Annotated in this window: 16 protein-coding genes; 6 read left to right on the top strand and 10 right to left on the bottom strand. The window is 70.7% G+C overall.

The features are described 5' to 3' along the window. Positions 1-151 precede the first annotated feature (151 nt). On the top strand, positions 152-985 hold the full coding sequence (locus LGR54_RS15025; RefSeq protein WP_230362884.1) for an oxidoreductase: 834 nt from the start codon (positions 152-154) through the stop codon (positions 983-985). A 318-nt stretch (positions 986-1,303) separates the two neighbouring features. On the opposite strand, the gene LGR54_RS15020 is transcribed toward LGR54_RS15025, so the two are convergent. The 3 genes from LGR54_RS15020 to LGR54_RS15010 form a co-directional block, all read right to left on the bottom strand. Next, entirely contained in the window at positions 1,304-1,969 is a 666-nt protein-coding gene (locus tag LGR54_RS15020) for a phosphoribosyltransferase family protein (protein WP_230362804.1), read from the bottom strand. 143 nt (positions 1,970-2,112) lie between these two features. Beyond that, entirely contained in the window at positions 2,113-2,559 is a 447-nt protein-coding gene (locus tag LGR54_RS15015) for a TIGR02301 family protein (RefSeq protein WP_230362803.1), read from the bottom strand. A gap of 32 nt (positions 2,560-2,591) precedes the next feature. Further along, the gene (locus LGR54_RS15010; protein WP_230362802.1) at positions 2,592-3,020 is read right to left on the bottom strand and encodes an NUDIX hydrolase; all 429 of its coding nucleotides are present in this window, start codon (positions 3,018-3,020) and stop codon (positions 2,592-2,594) included. Between the two features lie 217 nt (positions 3,021-3,237). Here LGR54_RS15010 and LGR54_RS15005 point away from each other — a divergent pair, with 217 nt between their 5' ends. Beyond that, complete coding sequence (locus LGR54_RS15005) at positions 3,238-3,567, top strand: porin (protein ID WP_230362801.1); 330 nt, start codon at positions 3,238-3,240, stop codon at positions 3,565-3,567. Between the two features lie 21 nt (positions 3,568-3,588). Here LGR54_RS15005 and dapE read toward each other — a convergent pair whose 3' ends face one another. The 5 genes from dapE to LGR54_RS14980 form a co-directional block, all read right to left on the bottom strand. Then, on the bottom strand, positions 3,589-4,779 hold the full coding sequence (gene dapE / locus LGR54_RS15000) for a succinyl-diaminopimelate desuccinylase (RefSeq protein ID WP_230362800.1): 1,191 nt from the start codon (positions 4,777-4,779) through the stop codon (positions 3,589-3,591). A 5-nt stretch (positions 4,780-4,784) separates the two neighbouring features. Further along, complete coding sequence (gene dapD, locus LGR54_RS14995; RefSeq protein ID WP_230362799.1) at positions 4,785-5,627, bottom strand: 2,3,4,5-tetrahydropyridine-2,6-dicarboxylate N-succinyltransferase; 843 nt, start codon at positions 5,625-5,627, stop codon at positions 4,785-4,787. Positions 5,628-5,711: 84 nt separating this feature from the next. Next, a complete protein-coding gene (locus LGR54_RS14990) occupies positions 5,712-6,443 on the bottom strand; it encodes a pyrimidine 5'-nucleotidase (RefSeq protein ID WP_230362798.1) in 732 nt (243 codons plus the stop codon). Between the two features lie 70 nt (positions 6,444-6,513). Further along, positions 6,514-7,425: an acetylglutamate kinase gene (gene argB, locus LGR54_RS14985; protein WP_230362797.1), complete on the bottom strand. Its 912-nt coding sequence runs from the start codon at positions 7,423-7,425 to the stop codon at positions 6,514-6,516. Positions 7,426-7,573: 148 nt separating this feature from the next. Beyond that, positions 7,574-8,584: a DUF937 domain-containing protein gene (locus tag LGR54_RS14980; protein ID WP_230362796.1), complete on the bottom strand. Its 1,011-nt coding sequence runs from the start codon at positions 8,582-8,584 to the stop codon at positions 7,574-7,576. A 214-nt stretch (positions 8,585-8,798) separates the two neighbouring features. On the opposite strand from LGR54_RS14980, the gene LGR54_RS14975 reads away from it, so the two are divergent. After that, positions 8,799-10,229 (top strand): MATE family efflux transporter, encoded by a 1,431-nt coding sequence (locus tag LGR54_RS14975; protein ID WP_230362795.1) that lies wholly within the window; start codon positions 8,799-8,801, stop codon positions 10,227-10,229. A gap of 21 nt (positions 10,230-10,250) precedes the next feature. On the opposite strand, the gene LGR54_RS14970 is transcribed toward LGR54_RS14975, so the two are convergent. Continuing rightward, entirely contained in the window at positions 10,251-10,781 is a 531-nt protein-coding gene (locus LGR54_RS14970; protein WP_230362794.1) for a chromate transporter, read from the bottom strand. Then, positions 10,778-11,311: a chromate transporter gene (locus LGR54_RS14965; RefSeq protein WP_230362793.1), complete on the bottom strand. Its 534-nt coding sequence runs from the start codon at positions 11,309-11,311 to the stop codon at positions 10,778-10,780. The genes LGR54_RS14970 and LGR54_RS14965 overlap by 4 nt, the downstream gene beginning before the upstream one ends. Before the next feature lie 162 nt (positions 11,312-11,473). On the opposite strand from LGR54_RS14965, the gene LGR54_RS14960 reads away from it, so the two are divergent. The 3 genes from LGR54_RS14960 (at position 11,474) to LGR54_RS14950 (ending at position 16,352) form a co-directional block, all read left to right on the top strand. Beyond that, positions 11,474-11,959 carry an MmcB family DNA repair protein gene (locus LGR54_RS14960; RefSeq protein WP_230362792.1) on the top strand — a complete coding sequence of 162 codons (486 nt, stop codon included), beginning with the start codon at positions 11,474-11,476 and terminating at the stop codon, positions 11,957-11,959. A gap of 60 nt (positions 11,960-12,019) precedes the next feature. After that, on the top strand, positions 12,020-14,776 hold the full coding sequence (gene mutS / locus LGR54_RS14955) for a DNA mismatch repair protein MutS (RefSeq protein WP_230362791.1): 2,757 nt from the start codon (positions 12,020-12,022) through the stop codon (positions 14,774-14,776). 691 nt (positions 14,777-15,467) lie between these two features. Next, positions 15,468-16,352 (top strand): ribokinase, encoded by an 885-nt coding sequence (locus tag LGR54_RS14950; protein ID WP_230362790.1) that lies wholly within the window; start codon positions 15,468-15,470, stop codon positions 16,350-16,352. Positions 16,353-16,915: the final 563 nt, after the last annotated feature.

Genomic DNA, 16,915 nt, shown 5'->3' with positions numbered 1-16,915 from the left:
GGCCGCTCTCATATGGGCTGACGATGGCGTCGCGCCAACCTTCGGCGGATGCCTCCGCCGCTCTTCGGGGCCGATCGTCATCCGGCGAGGACGAAAGACCCGCGCCGGCGTTAGTGGGATGACGGCCATGTCCACAGGAGCAGGAGCGATCATGTCCAAGGTCTGGTTCGTGACCGGCAGCACGCGGGGATTGGGACGGGCCATCGTCGAGGCCGCCTTGCAGGCCGGCCATCGCGTCGTCGCCACCGCCCGCAACCCCGAAGGGCTGGCCGATCTCGCCGATACCCATGGGAACGCCATTCTGGCTGTTCCGCTCGACGTCACCGACGCCGAGGCGGCCGAGGCCGCGGTGGCGTCGGCCCTGAAGGCCTTCGGTCGAATCGACGTCGTGGTGAACAATGCCGGCTACGGCAATATCGGATCTGTCGAGGACACCGACCTAGCCGATTTTCGTCGGGAGATCGAAACCAACCTGTTCGGCACCATCATCGTCACCAAGGCGGTCATACCGGTCCTTCGTGCTCAAGGCTCCGGCCACATCATCCAGCTCTCCTCGGTGGGAGGGCGGATCGGCGCCCCCGGACGTGCGGGCTACTCGGCGGCGAAATGGGGCGTGGAGGGGTTCTCGGAGGTCCTGGCGCGCGAAATGGCGCTGGTTGGTGTCGCCGTCACCGTTCTGGAACCCGGCGGTTTCCGCACCGATTTCGCAGGGGCATCCACCACGATCCGGGAAGGGCGGCCCGAATATGATGCGGTGGTAGGCGCCGCGGCCCGCATGCAGCGCGATTTCGACGGCCGCCAACCGGGCGATCCCGTGCGCGCGGCCAGCGTCGTCGTGCAGATCGCCGCCATGGAGAAGCCGCCGCTGCGACTGGCGCTCGGCAGCGATGCCTTCCGGGCGCTTGTCGAGGCGGATCGTGGGCGACTGGAGGAATTGCAGCGCTGGCAGGAGCTCAGCGTGTCCACCGACTTCGCCTCGGCTTGAGCCGCGGTGGCGCCGATGGCGCGATTGCCGGTCTGAACACGCCCGGCTTCGCGCGCCAATCCGGCTTTGTGATCGATGTCGCCGCAGCCCGGTGTGGGACTGGCGGGCCTGCCGGGCTATCCAGGCATGTCCAACCGCTCGCGTTCGCACGTCAGGATGCAGCCATGAGCTTCTTCAGCCTCTCGCCGCTTGCTACCGTGTCCGCCATGTATGTGCTCGGCGCCGCCGGGATCGCCATCGTCGCGTTCGACGCGGCCAAGGGTAAGCGGAAGAAGTAGCGCCGGCCAGTTGCCGGTCAGTTGCAACCAGCCTCGGTCCTTACAGGAACGTCTCGGGGATCGGCTGCCACTCGCCCGCCGTCGCGGCGAATTGTGGAATATGTCCGAGGCTGCGGATCAGCGCGGCGTCCTCGCCGAGCACTTCCTGCCAGGCGCGTGCCTCGGTAAGGATCACGCCCACGCCGACCACCTGCCCCCCGGCGCGACGCACGAGGTCGATCGAGCCCTTCAGGCTGGAGCCCGACGCCACGACGTCGTCGACCACCACCACCCGGCGGCCGGCCAGCAGCGGGATCATGCGGCGGTCCAGAAGCAGCTTCTGCTCGCCCTTGGAGGTGATGGAGGAGATCGTCTGCACCAGCGCGTCGCCGAGATGCACCTTGGGCGACTTCTGCAGGATCACATACTGGTCGAGGCCGAGCGCGCGGCTGACCTCGATGGCGATGGGAATGCCGAGCGTGGCGGCGCCGACCACCACATCCGGCTTCAGCGGGCGCAGCCGGTCGGCAAGGCGGGTGCCGACAAAGGTGCCGAACGTCACCCCGAGATCGATGACCATCATCAGCGAGATGGCGAAATCCGGCCCCAGCGGCACGATCGGCAGCTCGACGTCGAGGCCGTCGACATCGACATGCCAGCTCTGGGCGGCGATCGGCGGGCCGCCGATCGGGGTGGCAGCAATCGGCGAGGTCGCGTCTGCGGTCATGGTGTCATCCGTGTCGCGTCATCCGGGTCGTCCTGCGCGGCTGGAGCCTTTCCGGTGAACTCGGGCTCACCGGAAAGACTCCAGGGTCTTGTTCGGACGCGTTTTCTTCACGCGAACCGGATTCCACTTCGCTCGAAAACGCTCTAGTTGCTGCCATAGCGCGCGGCGATGTCGCGCGACAGCCGGGCGCCGGCCTCGAGATAACGCTGCGCCGCCAGCTCGGCGGAGGGCGTGCAACTGCGATAGCCCTGCCGGTAGCTTTCATAGCCGCGGTTGAAGGCGGCGATCAGCAGGCCGCGCCGCTCGTCGGAGGGCTGCTCGGTGTCGATGATCCCCTGCATCTCGTCGCGCCAGCGTCCGGCATCCGGGGCGCCGCAGAGCGGGCGGATGTAGTGCAGCGCGCCCAGTATCTCCGCCAGCTGCAGCATGTCGGCTTCATAGGGCGGGGCCGAACCCTGATTGGGGGCGGCTGCGGTCTGCGCGCCGGCCGATGCCGACAGGGCCAGCGCGAGGCAGATGAAAGCCGCGCCAATCCCGAGGCGCCGGCGGACCGGTCGTGCGGTGGCAGGATGTTCCGGGCAGCGTGTCATCCCGCCTGTGGTGGGCCGGAGCGGCGGCGGCGTCAAGAGCCGGCGACCAGCGCGTGCGCCGCCATGACGATGCCGGCGAGGCCGTCAGTGGCGTCGGCGGGCAGTTGGCGCGGGTCGAACCAGCCGACCTCCGCCGCCTCGGGGCCGGTCGACGGTTCGCCGTCGAGCCATAGCCCGGCATGGCTGATCACCACGAAATGCGTGCTGACCTCGCCGGCCCCGTCGCGGCGGATGATGTCGAGCGCGCCGGCGACGCCCAGCACGCGGCAGGCGACGCCGACCTCCTCCATGACCTCGCGGGCCGCGCCTTCCGCCAGCGTCTCGCCCGGCTCCAGCCGCCCGCCGGGCAGCGACCACAATCCGCGCAAGGGGGCGGCCCCGCGCCGGGCGAGCAGCACCTGCCCGTTCCGAAACACGGCGGTGGATACCGCCAGGACCGGGCGGATCGGCGACTGCGACATCGGCAAGCTCTCCACGATTCGCCGCCATCCTAGGGGCGGCGGGACGGTGCGCCAATGACCGGCGGGTCCTGTTTCCGGATATCGTCGCCGACCGCGTGATAGGCTTCTCGAATCGTCAGGTTCGATGTGAAGTCCATCGCCAAGATCGGGCCGCAATCCGGGCCGAGCTTGGCAGCATCCGGATGGGGTAACATCCCGGTGGGCAGGGAGGTCGTCGATGCGTGCATTTGCCGGAAGCCATGGCGCCCTGCGCCGGTTCGCTGCGCCCGCGCTGCTGGTGGCGGCCGGGCTTGTCGCGGCCTCGTCGCCCGGCGTCGCGGGAAGCACGAAACAGCCGGCGGCTCAGGCTCAGACGTCCCCGTCTCCTGCGTCGCAATCCGCGGCGGAGGATCGTCCGGACCCGGTCTGCGCGAGCTTCGGCAAGGGGTTCACCCGCATCGCCGGCACCTCGACATGCGTGAAGATCAGCGGCAACGTCCAGGTCGACGGCTATCAGCAATCGATGTCGGCCGGCTCGGCGCTGGCGCCGGCGCTCAGCAGCAAATAGGTCGCGCTGGAAATCGCCGTCCTAGTGGCCGAAGGCCGCGAAGTAGCGTGCCGCGATGTCCTTGTAGACGCGGGTGAGCGCACGGATCTCGTCGACCGGTGTCGCCTCGTCCACCGCATGCATCGAGGTGCCGACCAGCCCGAACTCGACCACCGGGCAATAATCCTTGATGAAGCGGGCATCCGAGGTGCCGCCGGTGGTGGAGAGTTCCGGCGTCTGGCCGGTGGTCTCGCGGATCGCCGCCGTCACCAGGTCGACGAAGTCGCCGGGCGCGGTGAGGAAGCTGTCGGAGGAGCGCTCCTCGAACGCCACCGAGAACCGCACCGCGTTGCCGGCGGCGGCGGTGAGCCGGCGCTCGATCTCCGCCTTCAGCGTGCCGGGCATCCACAAATCGTTGAAGCGAATGTTGAAGCGGGCTTTCGCCTCGGCCGGTATGACGTTGAAGGCCGGGTTGCCGACATCCACCGAGACGACTTCGAGGTTCGAGGCCTGGAAATGCGCGTTGCCACGGTCCAGCGGCTCGGCGGTGAGCGCGCCGATCAGCTTCGCGATGCCGGGGATCGGATTCTCGGCGAGATGGGGGTAGCCGACATGGCCCTGCTTGCCGTGCACAATGAGGGTGCCGGAGAGCGAGCCGCGCCGGCCGATCTTCACCATGTCGCCGAGCACGGCGCGCGAGGAGGGCTCGCCGAGCACGCAATGGTCGAGCCGCTCGTCGCGGTCGGCGAGCCAGCGCAGCAGTTTCTCGGTGCCGTTGATCGCCGGGCCTTCCTCGTCGCCGGTCAGCAGCAGCGAGATCGAGCCGGGCAGCCGGTCGCCATGCTCCGCCGCCAGATCGAGCGCGGCAGCGACGAAGGCGGCGACGCCGCCCTTCATGTCCACCGCGCCGCGCCCATAGAGCAGGCCGCCATGGATCGCCGCCTCGAAGGGCGGGAAGCGCCAATGCGCGGGATCGCCGGGCGGCACCACGTCGGTATGCCCCGCGAAGCAGAGATTGGGGCCCCGCGTGCCGAAGCGGGCATAGAGGTTCTCGATGTCCGGCGTGTCCGGCCCGGTGAGCGTCACCCGGTGCACGCGGAAGCCGGCGGCGCCGAGCCGCTTCTCCAGACAGGCGAGGGCGCCGCCCTCTTCGGGCGTCACCGAGGGGCAGCGGATGAGCGCGCGGGCGATCTCGACGGGATCGGCGGCGGAGGGGGCCTCAAGCGCGCTCATCGCGGTCAGTCCCTGAGCAGGTCGTTGATCGAGGTCTTGGAACGGGTCTGCTCGTCCACCCGCTTGACGATCACCGCACAATAGAGCGACGGGCCGGGCGCGCCATTGGGGAGCGGCTTGCCGGGCAGCGAGCCGGGCACCACCACCGAATAGGCCGGCACCTCGCCGACGAACACCTCGCCGGTGGCGCGGTCGACGATCTTGGTGGTCGCCGAGATGAACACGCCCATGGACAGCACCGAGCCCTTGCGCACGATCACGCCCTCGACGACCTCGGAGCGGGCGCCGATGAAGCAGTCGTCCTCGATGATCACCGGACCGGCCTGCAGCGGCTCCAGCACGCCGCCGATGCCGACGCCGCCGGAGAGGTGCACATGCTTGCCGATCTGGGCGCAGGAGCCCACCGTCGCCCAGGTGTCGACCATCGAGCCCTCGCCGACCGAGGCGCCGAGATTGACGAAGGACGGCATCAGCACCACGTTCGGCGCGATATAGGCCGAGCGGCGCACGATGCAGCCGGGCACGGCGCGGAAGCCGGCGGCGCGGTATTCCGCCTCGCCCCAGCCGTCGAACTTCGAGGGCACCTTGTCCCACCAGCTGGCGCCGCCGGGAGCGCCGGAGATCGGCGCCATGTCGTTGAGGCGGAAGGACAGCAGCACCGCCTTCTTGAGCCACTGGTTGACGCTCCAGTTGCCGTCGGCGCCCTGCTCGGCGACGCGCGCCTTGCCGGCATCGAGCAGGCCGAGCGCTTCGTTCACGGCGTCGCGAACCGGACCCTTGGCGTCGAAGCCGATCTCCGCGCGCTTCTCGAAGGCGTCCTCGATGATGGTCTTCAGTTCGCTCGACATGCTCTGTTACTCCGCTAGATGGCGGGGGACTTGTTGCGGCGCGGACGGCCGGGTGTCAACGGGGCCGTGTCAACGGAAGGCGCGTCACCGCCCGCCGCGCCCGATCACGCCGTGAACCGCGCGCAGGAAGGCGGGCAGGTCGTCGGTGACGTGCTGAATGTGCTGGCCGTCGCGCCCGTCATGCTCCCAGGCCTCGCGGTCGGCGGGGCTGACGGCGAGGCCGGGCGGCACCACCAGCACGGTGCGCATGCCGAGCGCATGCGGCACTTCGAGATTGCGGGCGAGATCCTCGAACATCGCGGCGCGGGTGGGCTCGACGCCGTAGAGGCCGAGGAAATGGCGATAGGCCGTCTCCTGCGGCTTGGGATGGAACTCCGACGCGACGATATCGTGCACGTCGGCGAAATGGTCGGAGATGCCCAGCTTGTCGAGGATCGCGGCGGCATGGGCGCGCGAGCCGTTGGTGTAGACGAGCTTGCGGCCGGGCAGCACGCCGAGCGCCGCGCCCAGTTCCGGCGCCGGCGAGAGCTCGGACAGGTCGATATTGTGCGCATTGGCCAGGAACGGGTCCGGGTCCATGCCGTGCTCGATCATCAGCCCGCGCAGCGAGGTGCCGTATTTGCGGTAATAGCCCTTCTGCAGCGCGAAGGCGTCGTCGAGCGACAGGCCGAGATAGTCGGCGATGTAGCTGCGCATGCGCATGTCGATCTGCCGCCACAGGTCGAGCCCGGGCGGATAGAGCGTGTTGTCGAGGTCGAACACCCAGGTGTCGACGTCGGCGAAGCGGGCGGGGGCGGTGTCGATGGCGTGCGGCATGACGCCATCCATAGCGAAGAGCCGGGCCGCAGGCGAGGCGCGATTTCGCGCCCCGCACCGGCTTTCGGGATCAGCGGCGGATCAGCGTGCCGGCGCCGTGGTCGGTCAGCAGTTCGAGCAGCACGGCGTGCGACACCTTGCCATCGAGGATCACCACTCCCTCGACGCCCTGCTCCAGCGCGTAGATGCAGGTCTCGACCTTGGGGATCATGCCGCCGGAGATGGTGCCGTCGGCGATCAGCGCCCGCGCCTGGCTGATGGTGAGCTCCTTGATGAGCTCCTTGTTGCGGTCGAGCACGCCCGGCACGTCGGTGAGCAGCAGCAGGCGCTTGGCGCCGAGCGCGCCGGCGATGGCGCCGGCGAAGGTGTCGGCGTTGACGTTGAAGGTGCCGCCCTCCTCGCCGGTGGCGACCGGGGCCAACACCGGGATCAGCTCGCGGCCGAGGATCTGGTCGAGCACGGTGGTGTCGACGCTCGACGGTTCGCCGACGAAGCCGAGGTCGATCACCTGCTCGATGTTGGAATCCGGATCGAGGACGCTGCGGGTGACCTTGGAGGCGATCACCATGTTGCCGTCCTTGCCGGACAGGCCGAGCGCCTTGCCGCCGGCTTCGTTGATGAAGCCCACCAGCGACTTGTTGATCGAGCCGGCCAGCACCATCTCGACGATCTCGACGGTGGCCTTGTCGGTGATGCGCAGCCCGGCGGCGAATTCCGACTTGATGCCGAGCTTGGCCAGCATGGCGCCGATCTGCGGCCCGCCGCCATGCACCACCACCGGGTTCACGCCGGACTGCTCGAGCAGCACGATGTCCTGCGCGAAATCGCGCGCCACCTGCTCGTCGCCCATGGCGTGGCCGCCATACTTCACCACGATGATGGCGTCGTCATAGCGCTGCATATGCGGCAGCGCCTGCACGAGAACACGGGCCTTGGCGTGGTCGTCGAGCGGGCTGGTATCGGCGGCAGTGGTTTCGGACATCGGAGCGGCATCTCTCGGCGGGGGATCGGCAGCCGGCCCTTCTAGCCGATTTTCATGACGCTTCTCAATCGCCGCTTCGCGATCGGTTTGCCCGGCCGCTGGCGGCCGATCCCCCGGCCCGGGGGATCGGTCGAACGGGAGGAGGCGTTCAGCGGCCGTCCTTGCGGGTGAAGCGGTCGAAGATGTCGTTCAGGGGCTGCATCGAGGGATCCTGCGCCTGTCCGCCGTCCGGGGCGGTACGGGTGCCGCCGCCGCCGAACAGGCCGCCCAATATGCTGCCGAGGAGGTCGCCGGTCGGATCGCCGCCCGCCGGGGCGCCGCTTTCGCGCTGTTGCGGGGCATCACCCGCATCCGGCTGGGCACCGGCGCCTGGCTGGCCGCCGCGCAGCAGGCCGCCGAGCAGATCGTCGAGCGGATTGCCGGTGGAGGTCGGGCTACGCGGGTCGGTCGGCGTCGCCCCTCCGGACGGAGAGCCGCCGAGGCCGCCCTTCGCCAGGCCTTCCAGCAGGTCCTGCAGCGGGTTGCCGGAGGGCGCCGCCGAACCGGAACGACCCGCCGCGGTGCCGCCCCCCAGCATGCCGCCGAGGAGGTCGCCCAGCCCGCCACCAAGTCCCCCGCCGCCGAGGCCCCCACCGAGTCCGCCACCCGTCGAGGCGCCGGTGGAGGAGCCCTCCGGCGGCCGGCCACCCAACAGGCCGCCCAGCAGGTCGCCGAGGCCGCCGCCGCTCCCGCTCCCGCTCCCGCTGCCGCCCTTCATCAGCCCGCCGAGCACCAGCGCGGCGATCGCCGGCAGCATCTGCTGCAGCAGCGAGGGGCTGAGTCCGGTCTCGGAGGAGGCATGGGCGGCGACCGCGCGGCTGACATCGGGCGAGCCGAACATGGCGGCGAGCGCGTCGGTGCCCTGCGCCTTCAGCTCCGGGGCCGGCGTCGCCTCCGAGTCGTCGAAGGCCTGGGAATAGGGATTGCGGGCCATGGTGCCGAGGAGGCCGGCGAGGCCTTCCGGGGTGCGGGTGCTGCGGTCGAGGCCGACCGAGAAGGCCGGCAGCAACGCATCCACCGCCTGCTGCGCCTGCTCCGGCGAAATGCCGTAGCTGCGCGCCAGATTGTCGATCACCTGGCCCTGCTGCGCCTGGGCCAGAAGATCCTGCAATTGGTTCATGGCATCCTCCCAAAACACCGTCTTGATGCGGGTATTCACCGGGTCTTTCACGGCAACCATACGACAATCGGCCGGGCCGGCCTATGCACGGCGGAGCGACGGCAATTCCCCATCGCCGGCGACCGCCATCGCGGCATCGCGCATTCGCCGTATTGCGCATTCGCTCTGAGCGGGCGCTATCGTCCGCCGCCGTCTCCGTGCGATAAGCCGCCCCATGCAGAGCTCCCCCGCTTCCCCGGCACGTTTCGTCACCGGCTCGACCATGACCCATGTCGCGGTGATGACGGCGGCCGGCTCGGTCGGGCTGGTGGCGGTGTTCGTCGTCGACCTGCTCAACCTGTTCTACATCTCGCTGCTCGGCGAGGAGGAGCTTGCCGCCGCCATCGGCTATGCCGGCACGGTGATGTTCTTCGTCACCTCGGTGTCGATCGGGGTGATGATCGCCGTCTCGGCGCTGATCTCCCGCGCCATCGGCGCCGGGCGGCGCGAGGAAGTGGCGCGCATCTCCACCTCCGGCTTCCTCTACATGACGCTGGCCAGCCTGATCACCGCCGGGGCGATGATGCCGCTGCTCAGCCCGCTGCTCTCCGCCCTCGGCGCGAACGGGCGCACGCTGGAGATCGCCCGCGACTTCCTCATGGTTGTGCTGCCGTCGACGCCGCTGCTCGGTATCGGCATGGCGGCGTCCGGCACGCTGCGCGGCCTCGGCGATGCCCGGCGCTCCATGCTGGTGACGCTGATCGGCGGCCTGGTGACGGCGGCCCTCGATCCGCTGCTGATCCTGGCGCTCGACTGGCGCGTCGAGGGCGCGGCGGCGGTGTCGGTGATCTCCCGCGCGGCGATGGCGGCCTACGGGCTCCATGCGGTGGTGCGCATCCACGGCTGTGGCAGCCCGCTGCGCTGGCGCGACTTCCGGCGCGATGTCGGCCCGCTCTCCGGCATCGCCGTGCCGGCCATCCTCACCAATCTCGCCACCCCGGTCGGCAATGCCTATGTCACCTATGCGCTGGCCGCCCATGGCGACGCGGCAGTGGCCGCCTTCGCGGTGGTGGGGCGGCTGATCCCGGTCGCGTTCGGGCCGCTCTTCGCGCTGACCGGCGCCATCGGCCCGGTGATCGGCCAGAATGTCGGCGCCGGGCGCTATGATCGGGTACGGCGGGCCATCCTCGACAGCCTCGTGCTGATTCTCGCCTATGTGCTCGGCGTCTGGGTGCTGATGGCGCTGGGGCGCCACGCCCTCGCCGGGGCGTTCGGCCTGTCGGCGGAGGGCGAGGGGCTGGTGGTGTTCTACTGCCTGTGGCTCGCCGGCAGCTTCCTGTTCCTCGGCATGCTGTTCGTCGCCAATGCCGCCTTCAACAATCTCGGCGCGCCGCTACGCTCCACCGTGTTCAACTGGAGCCGGGCGACGCTGGGCGTCATTCCCTTCGTCATGGTGGGCGGACATTATTGGGGCGCGCAGGGCGTGCTCGCCGGCCAGGCGCTGGGCTCGGTCGCCTTCGGCGTGGCGGCGCTGATCAGCGCGCTGGCGCTGGTCCGTCGTCTCGCCTCTGGGATGAGCCGGCCGGAGCCGGCCGAGGCGCCGCTGGCGGGACCGGAACTGCCGCCCTTCGCGCGCGGCGAGGGGGCGGCAGCCCTCGAACCCTGAGCGCGGCGGCTTCCGGCGCCCTCAGATCAGGCGCAGCAGCCCCAGCAGGCCGCCGCCGAACAGCATCCATAGCGGGCTGACACGGGTGAACAGCAGCACCAGCGTGGTGAGCACGATGTAGAGCGCAGTGGGCAGCGAGCGCGCCGCTCCTTGCGCGAGCAGGAAGCCGGAAGCCGCGATCAGCCCGATGGTGAGCGGCACCAGCCCGCCCTGGATGGCGCGGCGCCATTTGGCGTAGCGGAAGCGGTGCCAGATGCCGCCGACCACATAGGCGAGCACGCAGGTCGGCCCGCACATCGCCAGCGTGGCGACCAGCGCCCCGGCTGGGCCGGCGACATGCCAGCCGATCAGCGTCACCACCAGCACGTTCGGCCCCGGCACCGCCTGGGCGATGGCGTAGGTCTGGGCAAACTGCTCGTTGGTCATCCAGCCGGCGATGTCGACCACCTGCCGGTGCATTTCCGGCAGCACCGCATTGGCGCCGCCGACCGCCAGCAGCGAGATGAGCAGGAAATGCGTGGCGAGTTGGCCGAGGACGCTGTCGTCGTTCATCGCAGCGACCACCAGGCGAGCGCGACCGATACCGGGGCGAGGCCGAGCATCACCCAGAGCAGCGGCAGGCCGAGCACGGCGATGCCGATGAAGGCGGCGGCCACGACGCCGAGCCCCTGCACGCTGGGGCGCCGCCACAGCCGCTCGCCCATGCGCCCGGCCATGGCGATGACCAGCCCGGCGGCGCCGGCGGCGAGGCCGGAGAGGAGATCGGCCACCGCCGGCTCGCCGCTGTAGCGGGCGAATATCGTGCCGGCGATGATGACGAACACCGCCGGCGCCAGAGTGAGGCCGCAGAAGGCGGCGATGGCGCCCGGCACGCCGCGGAAGCGTGAGCCGAGAACGATGGACAAATTGATGATGTTCGGTCCGGGCAGGAACTGGGCGAGGCCGACCAGCTCGGTGAACTCGTCGGAATCCACCCATTTGTAGCGCTCGACCACCGCGCGCCGGGCGATGGGTAGCACGCCGCCGAATGCCACCACCGCCACCGAGAGGAAGCCGACGAACAGCTCGCGCAGGCTCGGCACGGGGCGTTCGGCTTCGGGGGCGGCAGGAGCGGTTTCGGGCGACATGGCCGGCGGAGCGGTGAGCGGGGAAGATGCCCGCTTATAGACGAGTCGATCCGGTCGGTAAGCCGCTTTTGCGTGGAGGGCTTTTCATTCTCCGATGAGAACGTATAGGGTACAGCCATGCATGGCACCCTCACCGATCTTGTCCTGCCGCCGGACGGCCGCCAGTCTGAGGCGGCGCTTGCCATTCGTCGCGGCGCGCTGCGCTATGTGGCGGCGTGCGGCCTCGTCGGCGTGCCGGAATTCGTGCTCGCCACCGGCCGGCGTGCTGACATCGCCGCCGTGTGCGCCAAGGGCGAGGTCTGGGTGATCGAGGTGAAATCCTCGGTCGCCGATTTCCGCGCCGACCACAAGTGGTTCGAATATCGTGACTTTTGCGACCGGCTGTTCTTCGCCGTCGCCCCGGATTTCCCACGCGAGCTGCTGCCGGAGGGCACTGGCATCCTGGTCGCTGACGGCTTCGGCGCCGCGCTGATCCGCGAGGCGCCGCGCCACCCGCTCGCCGCGCCGCAGCGCAAGGCGCTCACCCTGCGGCTCGCGCGCTGCGCCGCCGGGCGGCTGATGAACCTGATGGATCCCGACGCGATGCGCGGCATCGAGCTGTAAGGCGGGGAAAACCCCGGTGAATACTTGAAGTCGGCGCCGGCCCCCTGCAAGCCTTCGAGCATGGATGCGACCCAGACCCCCAGCCTAAAGCCGGCCGGCGACGCCGAGCGCGTCACCCCGATGATGGCGCAGTACATCGAGATAAAAACCGCCAATCCGGACAGTCTGCTGTTCTACCGGATGGGCGATTTTTATGAATTGTTCTTCGCCGATGCCGAGATCGCCTCGCGGACGTTGGGCATCGTGCTGACCAAGCGCGGCAAGCACCAGGGCGACGACATTCCGATGTGCGGCGTGCCGGTGGAGCGCGCCGAGGAATATCTGCACAAGCTGATCGCCGCCGGCCATCGCGTCGCGGTGTGCGAGCAGATCGAGGATCCCGCCGAGGCGAAGAAGCGCGGGCCGAAAAGCGTTGTAAAACGGGACGTTACCCGTCTTGTTACCCCCGGCACCCTCACCGAGGACGCGCTGCTCGACGCGCGGCGCGAGAACGTGCTGGCGAGCCTCGCCCGCCAGCGCGGCGGCGAGGCGGCGGGCGAGGACGGCCAACGGGACGGCTATGTCTACGCGCTCGCCTTCGCCGACATCTCCACCGGTTCCTTCCGGGTGATCGAGACCCATTCCGGGCGCCTCGCCGCCGACCTCGCGCGCGTCGAGCCGGCCGAGCTGCTGGTGGCTGATCAGGTGTATGATGAGGCCGATTTCCGCGAGATCTGGCGCACCCTGCCCGCCGTGACGCCGCTGCCGAAGGAGAGCTTCGACGGCGCCACCGCCGAGCGGCGGCTCGCCGGCTTCTTCGGCGTCGCCACCCTCGACGCCTTCGGTGCCTTCTCCCGCGTCGAGCTCACCGCCGCCAGCGCCGTCGTCGCCTATATCGAGCGCACCCAACTCGGCCAGCGCCCGCCGCTCGCCGCCCCCCAGCGCGAGGCGGCCGCCGACATCATGGTGATCGACCCGGCGACGCGGGCCAATCTCGAAATCCTGCGCACCACCACCGGCGACCGCGCCGGCTCGCTCAACGCGGCCGTCGACCGCACCGTGACCTCCGCCGGGGCGCGGCTGCTCGCCCGTCGCCTCGCCGAGCCGCTGACCGACCCTTCGAGGATCGCCGCCCGGCTCGACGCGGTGGAGGCGCTGGTCGAGGATTCCGCGCTGCGGGTCGCGTTGCAGCAGCGCCTCGCCGGGGCGCCGGACCTCGCCCGCGCGCTCGCCCGCATCGTGCTCGGCCGCTCCGGGCCGCGCGACCTCGCCGCCATCGGGCGGGGGCTGGCGGAAGGCGCCGCCATCGCCGGACTGTTGCGGGCCGGTGATCCGGCGGCGGAACTCGTGCAGAACGCCGCGCTGCTCGGCGCTGTCGATCCGGCGCTGCCGGCGCTGCTCGCGCAGGCGCTGGCCGACGAATTGCCGCCCTATCGCCGCGACGGCGGCTTCACACGCGCTGGCTTCGACGCCGATCTCGACGCCGCCCGCGCCCTGCGCGACGAGAGCCGGCGGGTGGTGGCGGCGCTGGAGCGGCGCTATGCCGAGGAAACCGGCGTCAAGTCGCTGAAGATCCGGCACAATGCGGTACTCGGCTATTATGTCGAGGTCTCCCAGCAGAACGCCGACAAGCTGCGTGAGCCGCCCTTCGGCGCCGTGTTCGTGCACCGCCAGACCATGGCGGGGGCGATGCGCTTCACCTCCACCGAGCTCGGCGAGCTGGAGGCGAAGATCGCCAGCGCCGGCGAGCGGGCGCTGGCGCTGGAACAGGCGATCTTCGAGCGGCTGGCGAGCGCGGTGATGGCAGAGGCCGAGGCGATCCGCGCCGCCGCCGGGGCGCTCGCCGTGATCGACGTCACCGCCGGCCTCGCGCGCCTCGCGGTGGAGGAGAGCTATGTGCGGCCCGAGGTGGATGGCGGGCTCGATTTCCGGCTGGAAGGCGCCCGCCATCCGGTGGTGGAGCAGGCGCTGCGGCGGGATCACGCATCTTCCGGTGGGCCGTTCGTCGCCAATGATTGCGAATTGTCGCCGCCGGGCGAGGCGCATTCCGGCCGCATCTGGCTGGTGACCGGCCCCAACATGGCCGGTAAGTCCACCTTCCTGCGGCAGAACGCGCTGATCGCCATCCTCGCCCAGGCCGGCAGCTTCGTGCCCGCGCGGGCGGCGCATATCGGCGCCGTCGACCGGCTGTTCTCGCGCGTCGGCGCGGCGGATGACCTCGCGCGCGGCCGCTCGACCTTCATGGTCGAGATGGTGGAGACCGCCGCCATCCTCAACCAGGCGAGCGAGCGCTCCCTCGTCATCCTCGACGAGATCGGGCGGGGCACCGCCACCTTCGACGGCCTGTCCATCGCCTGGGCGAGCCTCGAGCACCTGCATGAGGCCAATCGCTGCCGGGGGCTGTTCGCCACCCATTTCCACGAGCTGACCGCGCTGTCGCAGCGCCTCGCCCGCCTCGTCAACGCGACGGTGAAGGTGAAGGAGTGGGAGGGCGAGGTGATCTTCCTGCACGAGGTGGTGCCGGGGGCGGCGGACCGTTCCTATGGCATCCAGGTGGCGCGGCTCGCCGGGCTGCCGGCGAGCGTGGTGGCGCGGGCCAAGGCGGTGCTGACCGAGCTGGAGAATGCCGACCGTGCCGCGCCGGCGCAGCGCATCCTCGACGATTTGCCGCTGTTCGCCGCGATCAACCGGGCGCCTGCGCCCGCCGCCCCGGCGGCGAAGGCGGACCCGGTGGCGGAGGCGGTGAAGACGGCGCTGGCCGGCATCGATCCGGACGAGATGACGCCGCGCGAGGCGCTCGACGCGCTGTACCGGCTGAAGGCGGCCGCGCGGGGTTAGGGGCGAGGTATCGGGGCCGGGGCCTGAGCCGGGGCCATGAAGAGGCCGGTCCTCGGGGGGGGGGGCGTCGCCGCTCCACCCTCGTCGGGAGGCGATGGTCGTGATGTCGGCATGCCGGCCGGGCGATGCGAGGTGCGGGCGGCTTCGACCGCTTCCGGCCGCGTGCACGGCGGAGCGAACCCCGATGGCCGGCGGGTGCCCCCTCGGTTTTGTGCATGGGGCGCTCCGTGGCGCAGGCCGGTTGCCTTGACCGTGATTCCCGGCCAGTGCGGCGCGACGACGCTGGCACCCGAGCCGCTCGACGGTGCCCTCTCTCGCGCCGGCGTACGATCAAACCCGTGAGTGCGCTGGGCCCGGACCCGTTCTGCCGGCCCGGGAACCCGAGCGGCGATCCTCGACGCCGGCCGTCACAAGCCCCTGGCATTGCCTCGAGCCGGCGCCCGGCATGCGCGGGACGTTCATCCCGTGTACCTGTGGGCGTTTGCAGATTTCCGGCGGGTTGCCACCGATGCAACGAGCGGGTTGTCGCCGCGCGCGCCTGTCAGTTGCCGCGCCCGAATCCATGCCCCGCCCGCGCCGCGGCGCACCTGCCGCGAGCGCGATTCCGCTTGACGGCGGCCGCGCCGGAGGCGAAGCGGGCGCGTGCAGGACGGCCCGCCCCGACGCGGTGGGCGTTCGTCGGGAGGCTGGCGTGATCATTTCCTTCGGCTCGCTCAACGCCGATCTCATCTTCGACCTGCCACGCGCGCCGGGACCGGGCGAGACCCTGCTGGCGCGCGACTTCATTCTGCAGCCCGGCGGCAAGGGCGCCAATCAGGCGGTGGCGGCGGGCCGCGCCGGCGGCCCGGTCGCCATGATCGGCGCGGTCGGCCAGGACGGGCTCGCCGATCTCGCACTGTCCGGCATGGCCGGGGCGGGGGTGGACATTGCCGGCGTCGCGCGGGTGCCGGCGCCGACCGGTTGCGCCTCGATCGTCGTCGATGACGAAGGCGGCAACCGCATCGTCGTCGCCCCCGGCGCCAATGCGCAGGCGCGGGCCTCGCAGATCGAGCCGGCGCTGCTGCGCCCCGGCACGCTTCTGCTGCTGCAGATGGAGATTCCGCCGCGCGAGGTGGCGACTGCCGTGGCGCAGGCGCGGGCGGGCGGGGCCTTCCCGATCCTCAACCTCGCCCCGGCCGATCCCGCGCAGCTGGATGTCGAGGTGCTGCGGGCCTGCGGGCTGCTGGTGGTGAACGAACATGAGGCCGCGGTCGCCGCCAGCCGGCTCGGCTGCAGCGCGGATGCCCGCTCGCTCGCCGCCGCGCTGGGCATCGGCGTGCTGCGCTCGCTCGGCGGCGAAGGCTCGGAGGCGATGACGGCGGAAGGCTATTGCCGGGTGCCGGCGCGTCCCATCACCCCGGTAGACACCACCGCCGCAGGCGATTGCCTGATCGGCGTACTGGCTGTCGGCCTCGCCGAAGGGCGGCCCTTCGAGGCGGCGCTGAGCCGTGCAACGATTGCCGCCGCCCTCTGCTGCCAGCGCCACGGCAGCCAATCCAGCCTGCCGTGGCGCGAGGAGATCGCCGCCGCCGGCTGACGGGGGACGGCGTGCGGCGCGCGGGGCTCTCTCCGGTTTTCCGGGGTGGCCGGTCGGAAGGAAGCCGACGGGCGAGGCGTCATCCGAGCATGGAGGTTTCCGGCGGCGGACCGCCGATCGCGGCAGGAGGGGTGACCCCGCAGGTGCCACCGGCGCGCCGCGTCGAAGGCGGCGGATCGACGGCTCCCGAAGGAACGCGTGGGGTGAGGTCGAGGCGGGCGCGAGAAGAGCGGCCTGTTGCGCGCCCGTTCACCGATCGTCGATGGAAGGCGACTGCTTGGCGTCGGGTGCTGTCCTCTGGGCAGATCTTCGATCGCGTGCCCTTGCCGGCCTGTTCACCAGCGTGCGGTCGGCGAGGGGAGCTCGCTAGCGGCAGGATGCGCGGGTCATTCAGCCTTTGCCGCCCGCTAGGGCTGCCTTGCAATCCGGAGGCGAGGGGAGCCGGCCGGCGATCGGCCGGCGTGCGATCTCCGGCCGAATCGGCCGACGGATTTTTTGCAGATTCGGGCGTCTATGGTTCGTTGTCGCGCATTCGGCGGGTCGGCCGAACCTCGCTGAAAACG

This window comes from Ancylobacter sp. Lp-2, assembly GCF_020523795.1.
Classification (GTDB): domain Bacteria; phylum Pseudomonadota; class Alphaproteobacteria; order Rhizobiales; family Xanthobacteraceae; genus Ancylobacter.
The sequence above is the reverse complement of the archived record's forward strand: the minus strand, read 5'-3'. Positions and strand labels throughout refer to the sequence as shown.

Coding starts and splice junctions, on each gene's coding strand:
- LGR54_RS14980 (WP_230362796.1), bottom strand. CDS start 8,584: ATGAACCAATTGCAGGATCTTCTGGCCCAGGCGCAGCAGGGCCAGGTG.
- LGR54_RS14970 (WP_230362794.1), bottom strand. CDS start 10,781: ATGAACGACGACAGCGTCCTCGGCCAACTCGCCACGCATTTCCTGCTC.
- LGR54_RS14975 (WP_230362795.1), top strand. CDS start 8,799: ATGCAGAGCTCCCCCGCTTCCCCGGCACGTTTCGTCACCGGCTCGACC.
- argB (WP_230362797.1), bottom strand. CDS start 7,425: ATGTCCGAAACCACTGCCGCCGATACCAGCCCGCTCGACGACCACGCC.
- LGR54_RS15010 (WP_230362802.1), bottom strand. CDS start 3,020: ATGTCGCAGTCGCCGATCCGCCCGGTCCTGGCGGTATCCACCGCCGTG.
- mutS (WP_230362791.1), top strand. CDS start 12,020: ATGGATGCGACCCAGACCCCCAGCCTAAAGCCGGCCGGCGACGCCGAG.
- LGR54_RS14990 (WP_230362798.1), bottom strand. CDS start 6,443: ATGCCGCACGCCATCGACACCGCCCCCGCCCGCTTCGCCGACGTCGAC.
- dapD (WP_230362799.1), bottom strand. CDS start 5,627: ATGTCGAGCGAACTGAAGACCATCATCGAGGACGCCTTCGAGAAGCGC.
- LGR54_RS15025 (WP_230362884.1), top strand. CDS start 152: ATGTCCAAGGTCTGGTTCGTGACCGGCAGCACGCGGGGATTGGGACGG.
- dapE (WP_230362800.1), bottom strand. CDS start 4,779: ATGAGCGCGCTTGAGGCCCCCTCCGCCGCCGATCCCGTCGAGATCGCC.
- LGR54_RS15015 (WP_230362803.1), bottom strand. CDS start 2,559: ATGACACGCTGCCCGGAACATCCTGCCACCGCACGACCGGTCCGCCGG.
- LGR54_RS14960 (WP_230362792.1), top strand. CDS start 11,474: ATGCATGGCACCCTCACCGATCTTGTCCTGCCGCCGGACGGCCGCCAG.
- LGR54_RS15005 (WP_230362801.1), top strand. CDS start 3,238: ATGCGTGCATTTGCCGGAAGCCATGGCGCCCTGCGCCGGTTCGCTGCG.
- LGR54_RS15020 (WP_230362804.1), bottom strand. CDS start 1,969: ATGACCGCAGACGCGACCTCGCCGATTGCTGCCACCCCGATCGGCGGC.